This window comes from Caballeronia sp. INML1, assembly GCF_023631085.1.
GTDB classification, from domain to species: Bacteria; Pseudomonadota; Gammaproteobacteria; order Burkholderiales; family Burkholderiaceae; genus Caballeronia; species Caballeronia turbans.
In genome coordinates this window covers 1-12,562 of sequence record NZ_JALQDT010000067.1, presented here as the reverse complement: position 1 = coordinate 12,562, position 12,562 = coordinate 1, and the positions used below count along the sequence as shown (strand labels likewise).

Annotated in this window: 6 protein-coding genes and 1 pseudogene; 2 read left to right on the top strand and 5 right to left on the bottom strand. The window is 58.7% G+C overall.

Annotated elements, in window-relative coordinates; all coding sequences use genetic code 11:
* Positions 1–13: 13 nt before the first annotated feature.
* Positions 14–790: a GntR family transcriptional regulator gene (locus NCR38_RS27250; protein ID WP_250477854.1), complete on the top strand. Its 777-nt coding sequence runs from the start codon at positions 14–16 to the stop codon at positions 788–790.
* Between the two features lie 912 nt (positions 791–1,702).
* The gene (locus NCR38_RS27245; RefSeq protein WP_409241441.1) at positions 1,703–2,713 is read left to right on the top strand and encodes an IS30 family transposase; all 1,011 of its coding nucleotides are present in this window, start codon (positions 1,703–1,705) and stop codon (positions 2,711–2,713) included.
* Positions 2,714–5,313: 2,600 nt separating this feature from the next.
* Here NCR38_RS27245 and NCR38_RS27240 read toward each other — a convergent pair.
* The 5 genes and pseudogenes from NCR38_RS27240 to NCR38_RS27220 form a co-directional block, all read right to left on the bottom strand.
* On the bottom strand, positions 5,314–5,769 hold the full coding sequence (locus NCR38_RS27240; protein ID WP_250477853.1) for an SgcJ/EcaC family oxidoreductase: 456 nt from the start codon (positions 5,767–5,769) through the stop codon (positions 5,314–5,316).
* A 520-nt stretch (positions 5,770–6,289) separates the two neighbouring features.
* Positions 6,290–7,177: a GNAT family N-acetyltransferase gene (locus NCR38_RS27235; protein ID WP_250477852.1), complete on the bottom strand. Its 888-nt coding sequence runs from the start codon at positions 7,175–7,177 to the stop codon at positions 6,290–6,292.
* 584 nt (positions 7,178–7,761) lie between these two features.
* On the bottom strand, positions 7,762–8,811 hold the full coding sequence (locus tag NCR38_RS27230) for a hypothetical protein (protein ID WP_250477851.1): 1,050 nt from the start codon (positions 8,809–8,811) through the stop codon (positions 7,762–7,764).
* A gap of 1,248 nt (positions 8,812–10,059) precedes the next feature.
* A pseudogene (locus NCR38_RS27225) lies at positions 10,060–11,474 on the bottom strand (serine hydrolase domain-containing protein).
* A 716-nt stretch (positions 11,475–12,190) separates the two neighbouring features.
* A complete protein-coding gene (locus NCR38_RS27220) occupies positions 12,191–12,445 on the bottom strand; it encodes a nickel-binding protein (protein WP_250477850.1) in 255 nt (84 codons plus the stop codon).
* Between the last annotated feature and the right edge of the window lie 117 nt (positions 12,446–12,562).

Genomic DNA, 12,562 nt, shown 5'->3' with positions numbered 1-12,562 from the left:
GATAGAGGTGTCAATGGCTGCTGCAAAAACCGCTCGACCGAAAGGGGAACTCCGCGCGAAGGAAGCACGCGCTGTCGCGAGCACGCCGACGCTCAATGACATCGCGGAGCGTTATCACGCCAGGCTGCGTGCGGTGGATGCTTCCGGTGATTCCCTGAGTGAAGGCGTCGTCGTGCCCGCATTGCGCGAGGCGATCGTGGAAGGCGTGTTGACGCCGGGAAGCCGGCTGTCGGAAGTTCAGGTCGCGAAACAGTTGAGTGTGAGCCGCACGCCCATGCGTGAGGCGTTCGCGCAGCTCGAGCGCGAGGGGCTCGTCAATATCGTGCCGCGCGTGGGCGCATTCGTGCGAGCGGTGAGCGTGCGTGACGTCGAGGAAATCTACACGGTGCGGGCCGCGCTCGAATGTCTCGCCGTGCAGCTTGCATCGGAGCGCATCACGCCGCTCGGCACGGCGCAACTCGATGACGTCATCGCCGACATGCAGCACAGCGTCGATGCGGATGATCCGTCCGCTTACGTCGATGCGCTCGATCGTTATTACGCGATCGTGATGACCATCGCGGACAACCGGACTTTGCAGGCCAATCACGCCGCGCTGATCGGTCCCGTGCGGCGCTTGCGTCGCATCGCGATGGCGCGTGGCGGGCGCATGCGGACGTCGTTCGACATGGCGAAGAAGATTCGCGACGCCATCGTCGGCCATTCATCGGACGTTCAGGAACTGATGCGCGAACAACTGCGCGGCGCATGCGCGGCGGCAATGGATGTGCTCAACAGCAGCACTTCGTGAGGACGGTAGTACGTTGCCGCACTGGCTCGACTAGAAGAGACGCTCGACGTACAACCGGTGCGCATGAGCCCAATGCCGCCTTGCTGCCATTCGAGATTCGGTGCGGTCGCTCGTCTTCAGCGCGGAGCGGCAACGGGCATTTACCGCCGCAGGATTGAAGTGTGGCGCGATGGGTGAGCAGGGGAATTCTTCAGTAAAGGTGAAAACCGATAGTCTCTCCATGATCTGAACGGTGAGCACTGCAAACTTGCGCGAATCCATTTATAGTTGCATGGGTCGCATCCCCGCCGCGATCAGTGATGGCCGAATGCGAAACTGCACCATCGACTCGCGCTCGAGACGTTTCCAACGTTGTCGCGGCCAATGCATTCGACATCAGGTTCACTGACTGAGCCGCGAGCGAAACTCTCGCCCTCACGGATAGGCTCGGCAGCCGTATCATGCGGACGCCCCCGAGCCCGTTAGCCACCACGTGGCCTCCTCGTTTCAAAGGCAAGCTGCTGCGCGGTAGACCTATGCCGCGAACATCGAATTGATCCGGTCGGCCAATATTGTGAACCTGATTGGGCACGCAATTTCCCGTCAAACTATTAAGGGTCGGTACCTACAACCTCGGCGTTCCATTCAATTGGGTCCCGATGTCAAAGCGACGAGAGAAACCACTCGCACGTCGCCGGAGCTGTTGGCTGCCCCGGCCGTCTGAGGCCAGCAAAGTGCTTGTAACAGCGACCCGCGCGATGGGATTAGGCCTGCACAATCGACCGCGCCCTTTCGTGAATCCGTCTCCGATCACGGTCGCCATCTTCTTGGTGGTGCTTTTTATCACCTATCCATTGTCGATGGAAATGGGAGGCCTCAAAAGTGAGGTGCAACACTTATCTCGTATAAGGTGTTGCAATGCCCGACAAAACTATTTCATACCAGCACCTTCAACCTGAAGAACGCCTCGCCATCGCAAGCCTACGAATGCAGGACGTGAGCATACGGGCCATGGCCCGTATGCTCGGGCGCTCGCCTTCCACCGTGAGCCGTGAACTGACGCGCAACAGCTCTCCTGCTGGCTACGCATCAGTGCCAGCTCAAGCGCTGTGCGCCGCCCGCCGTAGGGCTGGTCGCGGCCCCGCCAAGCTTTGCACGCAAGGCGTTCGCTGGCGGATTGTGCTCACGTTGCTGGACTGGAAGTGGTCGCCCCAGCAGATATCGGGCACACTTAGGCGGATGTATCCGACCGACCCCACCCAGCACGTATCGCATGAAACCATTTACACGGCTATCTACGCTCAGCCGCGTGGCGAATTGCGCCGCCAGTTGATTGCCTGCCTGCGCCACGGCCACAACACCCGCATGTCGCGCACGCGCGGCACAGACCGACGCGGGCAGATTCCCAACATGGTGAGTATTCACGTACGCCCGCCCGAAATCGAGGACCGACTGCTGCCTGGTCACTGGGAGGGCGACTTCATAAAAGGCGCTGGGAACCAATCCTCCGTTGGCGTGCTGGTTGAGCGCACCAGCCGGCTGGTGCTGCTTGCCAAGATGGACGATGCTACCGCCGCCTCAGCTCTGGCGGGCTTCTCGGCCAAACTCAACTCGATTCCTGAACCCCTGCGCCAGAGCTTCACTTATGACCAAGGCAAGGAACTTACGCGCCATCAGGAACTCGCCGCGGTCACCGGCGTGCGCGTGTACTTCTGTGACCCCCATAGCCCCTGGCAACGCGGCACATGTGAAAACACCAACGGTTTGCTGCGACAATACTTGCCCAAAGGAACCGACCTCTCGGTCTACACCCAGGACGAACTCGATGCTATCGCCGACAGCCTGAACAACCGGCCACGCGCAACCCACGCGTTCTATTCGCCGTTCGAGGTCTTCGCCGCCACGCTCGCCTCAGCAAGCCAATCTCAAGGCGCTAAACATTAACCCCCTGTGCACTTCGGCTTGAAACCGCCCCATAAAACACGTCACTGCTGCTCGGAAAGATGACCGGTGCCGGCACGGACGCCGCAGCATCGTGAGCAGTGGCCGAGGTGCTGCTCGATGAACCGCCTCCGCAAGCCGCGATCGAAGAAACCAACACAAAAGAGCCGACTACGTAGCAAAGCGAATTGTGAATGTTCATTTTCAACTCGACACCTTCCGGTAGCTAAAACAATGGTTGCGCACTGCTGCAGGTTTTTCATGCGCCTCGGGTGCGCAGCCGTTAGCGGCGGCTTTCACACACGCCCATGCGCGCAACAACCGCCCGACGCGGTCGCTCGAAACCGGACCCGTTCCGGACACTGAACCAAGCGCCACCTCAACGGCAGCTTTAGACTGAACATTAATCCGTTCGAGTCGGTCGGCGAGTCATTGGCGATCGCTGCCTCTCGCAAATCAGAGATATCCTCTTTGGAGACGTCGATGTCTCTGTCATCTCCGCCGCTTCGGTGCCTGCTGGATTCGCTTCTTCCAATGCTTCCAGATACTCCCGCACGGCACGGCTTTGGCCCTTGACACAATCCCAGGCGATTGGTTCGGGACCCGATGGAGATAATTCTTCCACAGCCGCGGATCGAAGGCAACGGCGCGACGGCGCGCGCGGGCCTTCGAGACGGCGCTCGACCTCGACCCGACCTATGCACGCCGCCATCAGAATGGTTCGATCGTGCCCCCGGTAAGGCACTTGTATCTCGCAGACGAATAAGTGGAGACGATCTTGTTAAGACCGCCCTTCACGGCCGTTTCTCTTCAACAGAAGGAAGCATTACTTAGCAACACCCCTCCTGTTGCGGTCGATGGGGGCGTTAGATGACCCTTCTTTAACGCAAGCTTCTAGCGCAGCTATTGCCGCGTTAGCTGCAGCCATCACCTCTTGACAAATCTTGTGTCTGGGACTGCGCTCCAGGCTTGAGCAGCCTCCAAAGGCGTTCACTTGGGCTACGTCCGCACGCGCCTTTGCGAGCGCGTCCGGCGCAGAGCCGCTATCTTCTACCAACCTCGCAATGTCAAAAACGGTCCCGGACGGCAATTCTACGTATGTTGGGCAGGTGGCGCCGGCAATCAATATCGAAACAGGACCTGCGACAACCAGCACGGTGATTTTTCCGATTCGACGGGGAACGGTTCGCACGAAAATTACCCCTGTCTAGACGTTTTGCCTAACGGGCGGTGTTTGGGTCGGAGCCGCTTCGGGTGTGTCAAACGAAGGCTTCCGCTTCTGCGCGCGCCCTACCAACCAATACAAGATTAGATTAAATAATCGCGAACGACTGGTTCTTTATTTCGCTATCCTTATGTTCAGTGTATGTATAATCTTGACCGTCCGAAGCGCCTGAGCTTTTCACAAAAAAGAAAAGTTGACCGGGACGCTTGTTCGTTATTAGCCGAAAAGACCGCGGTTTGACACAAACTGATGTGCCCCTATGGGCACTCATACGTATGAACTCGTCCTAAGGTGAATAATTGGCGTTCCAATGTCGCGTTCCAATGAAGGCCGGAATCCTCGTCATCGTGTTTGCCTTTGCAGCCGTAGACACCTACTCTCAACGCGTTCCATCCTTGAGCACGCCCTTCCGTTGGATGCTCCGGGCATCCCGCGCACCTCGTATTGCCGTCCGACACACAGTTGAACGCAAACGCTCGTATCGCACGACCTTGAAGACCGGTACGGGGCGTGCGGAGTAGTTGTCCACCAGCGCCAGATAAGTCCGATATCGCCATCCGGGTAGCTCTTATCGGCGATGCGTTCAGCTCAGACTTGCAGGCACGAACTGGCGACCCGGCTCGCGACCTCACCCTTTTGCGCCGCCTAGTTTAACGTCATGGCGGACAGCGCGACGCGTTATATCCGAAAAGCATGTCGGGATGATTGCCGCCAACCTACCTCGGCAATGAAATCCATTAACCCCAGCAACGAAACATAGAGCGACATGTCGCTCCTCTCCTCGTTGATCTGCCCCAGCGTGAAACCGAAATCCATTTATTCTGCACCGACGGTCGCAAACATCTGTCCGCAGCGCGCTTCGACCCACCTCGTCGACCGAATCGCTTACGTTCGGGATCCGATAGCATTCCCTCAGGACGTGCCCGGTTCGAGAGGCCCGCGGCAATGGTTTGCCACTGACTGGCGCGAACACACATCTACAAATCTTGCGAGCGCGGACTTAGTTGCGATCACGCGCAACCGATGGAATCACTCTTCGCTGGAACGCATTCGAAGGCTGGCGGCTGTACCTGCGCAGTAACATCGCAACGCAGAAGATCGTGGGCCAGCATATTCTGCATACATCGGCTTCGGGTCGGTGGATTTAGCAAGGACGACGAAGATATGACTCGCCCCAAAGCCGAGCGCAGTCGCTGCCTCGAGACGTGCGAGACCTTTGAGCGCTTTCGGGAGAGGGCTCGCAGGACGCGAGCAGATTACGACTATTGCATTCCCCGGCAAGCAGGAACCGGGCTCACGGCGTCCTACGTAGACCTCGCCACCCTGAAACGAGGCCGTGGGGATGCATTGTCATGGACACTCAGCGCTCTCGCAAAAATCATTTCTTCTGCGCAGGCGAGTTCGTCGTCCAGATATCGCGATACAGCTTCCATTTGCCATCCGCACGCTTCCAGATCACGATGTAATCGCCCGCATCATAAACCCTGCCGCCTTCGCCTCGAACCACCCACTTGCCAACTTCGTTGGCGGTGTCGCCGTGCGTTTCTACTTCGACCGAGGTCAGCTTCACCGATTTCAAGCCGGAGTCGATGGCTCCCTGCCAAAAGCGCGTGATCGCCGCGCGTCCGCTGACGACTTGACCGTTCGCGGGCAAGAGTTTCGCGTTTTCGGTGTAAAGCGCCGCAAGGGCGGGCGCGTCGCCGCGGCTGACAGCCTGCTCGAAGCGCTTGTTGCCCGCTTCGATCGCCGCCCGCGCGTTGCCCTGCGCGATGGTCGCGGTACAAAATACCGCGACCATCGAGTACATTGCGACGCTGAAGAGGGCTCGCTCCATGATCCGCTGCATAAGACCACCTTGTCGCTGCTTTCACACGGACGCCGGGCCGCACGCCCCTTTATCTCAGAAGCATAGTAGATAAGTCGCCGAGCACAACCCGAAGTCAGGTCGCCTACACTCGAGCGCTGACCAGGTACTGGGCCGCAGGGAGCGTCTGCACATCTGTCGCGGAAAGCGGCGACCGACGAGCCAGTTCGCCCGCACGGCCAACTGTGGATGGGCGCATGTTGTGGATCATCCCTGCATTTGCCCGCTCTAACCGGCGGGCTTTTCTTTTTTGTTGGAATGCGCTTTTGTTGTCTGCCGAATGTGTGGAGTGTGAAGCACAAAGTCCGGTTGAACGACGATTATCTTGTCCGGGGAGTCGCCATCACCCCGCGCCATACCTTTCCGCTGCGGGGGTCTGTATGAACCTGCTTACCTCGTCACTTCTCATTTCACTAATCACGCCGATAGCACACGCGCTCCGCGACGATCGAATAGGTCATGGCAAAGGGTGTCCTTCGCCGAAGCGGCCTCACATAAAGTCCGGGTTTCGCGGGAGAAAGCGCGTCCAGTCGCCACATTCGTGCGTCGACATCAGCACCATCGGAAGTGTGAATCGCATGCCTTTACTGGCCGCGATCGCCAGTGCATCGCTCGTCCCGGGAACGAACACCGATATCTGCGTTGCGTTCCCCGCGACAGCCACTGCCAGTGCCGCTCGAAATGCACCCGGCATCGCATGCCGGTGCATGACCGCTAGCGGCCCTACGTGGCCCGTTGCGGCAACATACTCGTAGCCGACGCGCTCGCCCCCTCTTCGAGGAAAACCCCTTTCATCGGACAGCAGGTACCGTTGATGCTTCTCTCGCGAAAACCCCAGGGTTGCGACGTCGAACTGCCGCAGCATTTCCAAATCGACGTCAGGCGCGCCGATGGGCGTCGCGCAGAGCGCGCGACTATGCGCCGGACGCAACGACTCACGCTCGGCGCCGCACAGAAGGATGGGCACGTGCGGAAACAAGCCGTGCCGCACGTATAGCCCTTGGGAGACGATGTTGAAGGCGAAGGTAATCAGACTTCTTTCCGTCGCGCCGGCCTGGCTCACATGCTGCAAGGTGTGCTCCAGCAGTTCGTTGCCGATGCCCTGCCCTTGTCGGCCAGGTGCAACGAACAACTCGCCCAAGACCCAGAGTCGACCGCAAACCCAACTCAGGGCAAACCCGACGATTTCGCCATCATCTTCGGCTAGCCACACTCCGCGTGGATCATCTCGGAGGCAGAATGCTTGGAAATCCGAAGGTCGCGACGCCGCGATCGGCCCGAAACCGTAGCGGACGGTCAGATCGTTAATGGTGCGAACAACGAGTTGTTCGGCGGGTGCCAGCTCGTCAGCGCTTGCGGGTCGGATAACGAGCGGCATGGGCAACTCCTGCATGAAGACATCTAGGTGTGTAGCAGGCTCGATCACGGACTCGCTCGCGACCGGCGATTGCTGACCATCTGCTTCGCATCTTGTAGCGATCGATGCGAACTCTACCGGCCCATGGTACCCAGACAAAGGAGCCGCCGGAAAGCGGGCTAGAGTGAAGCGAGTCCCATCGCAATTTCCGCTTGCTACGCGCCCTGTAGACTAGCTCAGACCAACACTCGATGGCCGCCCGATCCATCGCAGTATGGGTCTACTTGCGGAGCGCGTTCAGCTTGCCCAGTTTTGTTTGCAAGCCGCAACAGGCAAGACCATGGTGGCTTCGAAGCTTTTGCATAAAATATCTAATAGCACTTCGCGACGAGTTGCTTGGCCCTTCAGGCCGTGCCTTCCCCGCTTGCAACACATAACGCAAAATCTTGTCCTTGCTGTTGTCCTTCAACGCTGCATTGAGGGCGCTTTCGCCCGATTGCCGTTCGCGTAGTGAGCTGCGCTCCATGTGTTCATGTACAAGGTGGCGTCGTTGGGACTGCCATCTGGCGCGCATGACCGAAATTGTCTTTGATCGCCCGAAGCTTTCAATAGTGACTTCGGCCGTTCCGTCCAGCATCCCGCACGCTCGGCTCAACTCGTATTGCGGTTCGACTCACAGTTGTGTGTGTGGGTTCATATCGCACAACCGCGAACACCAGTACAGGACGTGAGGCATAGTTGTCCTGTAGCCGCCAGACAAGCTCGACGTTGCCATCGGGATAAGTCTTATTTGCGATGCGTTCCGCTCGGACCTGCAGGCACGAGCTGACGGCGCGGCTCGCGGCCTCACCCATCCGCTCGGCCTCGTCCAACGTCATGGAGGACGCCACGGCTCGCTCGGCGAAAAGCATATTCGGCCTACTGCCGCCCACGCCTACCTTCACGTCAAAATCCAATAGTCGTAGCGACGATACAAAGAGCGACATGTCGCTTCCCTTCTCGCTGATTGGACCTAGTGTGGAACGGAAATCCGTCTGCGCCGCGGCGACGATGGCGAGCATCTGCTTGCAAGATGCTCCAGCAGCCGATCCGTCCTTAAATTTTCGCCTGCGCGTGGCACGACCTACTTCGTCGATCGAATCGCTTACCACGGGCGCAACCTTCATCACCCAGGCTGGGTCAGACAACGATGGGCTCCAGACGACTCGATAGCGCGTTGGCCAATGTTCGCGCCAGTCGGTGACAAACCATTGCTTCAGTCCTTTCGGACCGGGCACGGTTCGAGGTCCCACGATCGGTTCCCCAACACAGGCACTGATCTTGGCAAGCGCGGCGCTACTGCGATCACGGGCAGCGGATGGAGTCAGATTACTTTCCGCCGGGACGCATTCAAGAGCGGGCGGCAGTACTGGCGCTGCGACATCACAACGCAGAAGATCTGGCATCGGTGAGCGAGCGAGGTGATAAACAGCCTCACCGTCAATACGCTCCGTATGCTTGGGATCGTCACCGATAATATGCGCGACAAAATCGCGCTGAGCAGAAGCGCTCACCGCCCTAATGGACTGACACTCGTCGGCAAATGCAAACGTCGCGACCATGCCAATGCCACTAGCGAAAGAACGGCCGAGTCGCGATGCTTTTAAGTGGGTCACACGGCACCTCCGGAGAAGACTCGTGCGGTCACGGGGACACTGAATGCCCCCTTTCTTTTAAGCACGATCAGCATCGGTAGCACCTCGATGCACGAGCTAACTCAAGCCGACCATTACATGCACGTTCTTCGTAAGCTTCTATAAATTCAAGTGCATGCTCGTCATCAAGTAAACTTTTTATGACCGCTCAAGCCGCATCCGTATGAAAGAAGTCGAACGTTCGACTTTCATTAGGGGCCGACCTATGCCTGACGGCGTCAAACATGTAGGCTTTCAATCGCTGCGTAGCCCGGGAGCGAGCGCTGTTTCCTGCCAGTTCAGAGAGAGAGCCGGCCCTAACTGCCCTCAACGCAGTCAGTGATTCTCAGCGATCTCGACGTGTCTGGGCTTTTCGTCACGAGTCAATCGCGCGGAGCCGTCGCCTATGGGGTGTCCACAGTCAGCTGCTGCGTCCTTGGACCGGGAGTCGACGCGGAGAGCGGCAATCAGGCTGGCTCGAAAGAATGTGAATCGCTCAGCGACATCGGCCGCCCATCAGGAAGCACGCGGCGCCGATTCGCGCGATTGTGCGACCACACGGTGGCCTCATGTCGATATCAAGGAAGCGGTCGGTCAGAGGGCTGACACTTGCCGAGGGAGAAGAAATCTCGCGGCGTGACTAGCCACTGCAGCTTAGCGTTGAAGGGCGGGGTTTTTCGGTCGGCCTGCGTCGTCCAGCCTCGTGCGTCATCCAGCGCCAGCAAGCTGAAAGCTGAAATTGGCGCCAAAGGAGATCGCGGGTTGCGTAGCGGGCCGACGAAGCCGCGAGCGAGCCGACCCGATCCCGCCGAAGCCATGACGCAGGCGCACTCGCCCCACCACCGACTATGAAAAGTAGTTCCGTGAACAAGTGCGGGAACCGTTGGACGTTTCTGACACGGTCATAGACACCGACGACATGCGAAATAAGCCGTGATCCGGCTCTCATAACCGCGACGCGGGTAAGCGCCTCTGAGCTTTGCCCTACGGTGGTTTCCACAGAGCTTACCCTCACTCACTCTGTGCATCGTGCGCTTTTCTTCCCAATTTGCTTACGCCTCGCACCTTTTCGGCTCGAACCGACCGGCAGCGGTTTGTCGAGCAGTAGGACAACCATCGGCAGCTCGCGGAGCTTCGATCAATTCACCCGGTCTTGCGACGACGGTTGTGCCTTTGTGAGTGTCCGTCGACCGCGGCACACATGACCACGATGCTAATCGCGACCCCGCCCTACCTGGCAGCAATGGATTTTGCCGGCAATGCGCCGATCAATCGGCCGAGAAACGCCTCATGATCCCATCCTTCTTCGGGACGAGTTAGACCCATTCGAACCACGACGATCCCGTGGCTCGGCACAACGCTCACAAACTGGCCCTCGTGGCCGACCAGATGAAATGCGTCGGGCGGCAGCATTGGTGGTGGCGACGTATGACTATTGAAGGGCTCCGGCACCCTGACCCAAATGTGAGCGCCGTAATCTCGGCGCGGCGACTGCGTGGTGACCGTTCGCATATAGCGAACCAGCCGGGCGGCAGTATGCGCTTCCCGTCCCACGTACCATCCTGAAGCAGCATTTGCCCGAAGCGGGCCCAGTCGTTCGCGCGGGCACACATGAAGGACGCACCGACGAGCGTACCGGAAGCATCCGGCTCGAAAACAGCGGTGTGCATACCAAGCGGCTCGAACAGCGCGCGACGCGGGAATTCCAAATAATCCAGTTCCCTACCGCCCAGCGCCTGCCGAATGACTTTGGCAAGGATCTGCGTCGTGCCGCTCGAGTATTCCCAGCGCGCGCCGGGTGGCGCAGCGAGCGGCTTTCGCGCTGCAAAAGCGCTCTGATCTGCTTTGTCGAAAAGCATGACAGCTACGTCCGACAGCGGGTCCGCATAATCTTCATTAAACTGTAGGCCGCTCGTCATCCGTAGCAATTCATCCAACGAAATTCGTGCGCGTGCGTCACCGTTGCCGCGCCACTCCGGCAAAAGCCCCGTTGCTGCCAGCGAGAGCTTTTCCTGTCCGACCAGCACACCGATCAGCGCGGCAATGATGCTCTTGCTCATCGACCATCCAATAAGCGGCGTATCAGCGGAATACCCCGAGGCAAAGCGTTGTGCAACGACCCGACCCTCGACCATCACCACCAGCGCACGCGTGCGTTTGGGACGAAGTTGATCTGCCTCTTCGAATGCACTGTCAACGATGCGGCGCAGCGCGTCGTCGTTTCCATTGGGCGAGGGTTCCGGGTCTTGAACCGCCCGATTCGACGCATCAGGGCGGGCAGTTTTCGGCATCGACGCAGGCCCAGCGAGTTGGTCTCCGAACTTCAATGTGCAGCCCAATCCAGGTCTGAACCGCGCTTCGCGTGCGGCCATGCCCAGAAACGTGGCACGCGTGCTGCGCGTCGGTGCATCGATCGTTGCGTGCACAAGATGCAAAAGCGGATGCACCCCTGCCTGGATGTCCTCGTCAATGACTTGGCTCGCCGGGCGCCCCGACACGAACACGCCGGTGCACAGAATCTTCGCGGCATAGCCGGTGCCGATCGGTGCGATGCGTAAAAGCGTATACCCCGCGTACATCAGCAACGCCATCAATGCAAAAGTGATGGTCCAAAGAATTGCGCTTCGTCCGATCGACTTCTTCATGGCGCCGATTCCTCCATGATTGTGTCGAAGTCCAATCTGGCGTCGCTCGACCGAAATGCTATCTCCAGCAGAGTTCAGCGACAACTGATAAAGATGCTTGTGTCACTCGTCGCTACCTGTATTTCATTCAGCGATAACCGAATCGAACTCGTTTCATTCTTTCGAATGAGAAGGCAACCGATTTCTGGGCACTTAAGATGGAATCGGATGACGCTGCCGTCCGCCAACCCGCGGCGAGCGCACGCGTTATGTCGGATGAGTGCCGAGGTGGATTCAATCTTTTCAAATTTCCGGATGCGGTCCGCGTTTGCTCTTGGACACGCGCTCTGGTCAAAGATTAACGGGAGTTAAGCCGTGGCGCTTTCATAATTGCATTTGGCATTGTCTTATCTGTGCGTTCAAAGCAATAGGGAGCGGTCACCGCCGGCGACAATAAGCTGCTCGAGAACGGCTGCTGTATTGCGGTATTGCTCTGCCGTAGACCCCCATAGCATCCGCAGAAACTTCGAGTCAATCCGGTTCATTGGCATACTCGATCGATTTCCGGGATCGCTCAACGGCGGAAGTGGCCAGGGCGCATAAATGGAACCGTCGTCGAGACTCTCGGACAGGTCTAGCTCTTCACCATCGCCCACAAATCCTGGCATCCGTACGGACGCGTGGTCGGCCTTATCCGCATCCGAACATCGGTCCCACACGAACGGATAGCCGTCTAATTACGATCCTCCGATGATGTCGCCAGACCAGATGTGATCGAAAGCGGCGCCGGCTTCCCGCTGGACTTTTCGGACAGCCTCTGCGTCCGGCGCCTCGTATTCGCAGATCATGTGTCTGCGATCCAAAGAGAGGACGCTGCGCTTCCAGACGACACGGTGCATCTCGCTGCAGCGAGCCAGCTGGTCTTCGACCCGCGACAAACCCTCATCCGACTGCGCCGTCGAAAAGCTTCGTTCGACCACGAAATGCGCCATTTCAGTTCTCCGTTGAGCGCGAACTCGTGATGGTCAAGACGTAAGCGACTCGGCTGGGCCAGTTCCTGATTCGCGCGCGCGTGGGGCATGATGGTGCTGTCGCAGTGGAATTCTTAT

Coding starts and splice junctions, on each gene's coding strand:
- NCR38_RS27235 (WP_250477852.1), bottom strand. CDS start 7,177: ATGCCGCTCGTTATCCGACCCGCAAGCGCTGACGAGCTGGCACCCGCC.
- NCR38_RS27220 (WP_250477850.1), bottom strand. CDS start 12,445: ATGGCGCATTTCGTGGTCGAACGAAGCTTTTCGACGGCGCAGTCGGAT.
- NCR38_RS27250 (WP_250477854.1), top strand. CDS start 14: ATGGCTGCTGCAAAAACCGCTCGACCGAAAGGGGAACTCCGCGCGAAG.
- NCR38_RS27240 (WP_250477853.1), bottom strand. CDS start 5,769: ATGGAGCGAGCCCTCTTCAGCGTCGCAATGTACTCGATGGTCGCGGTA.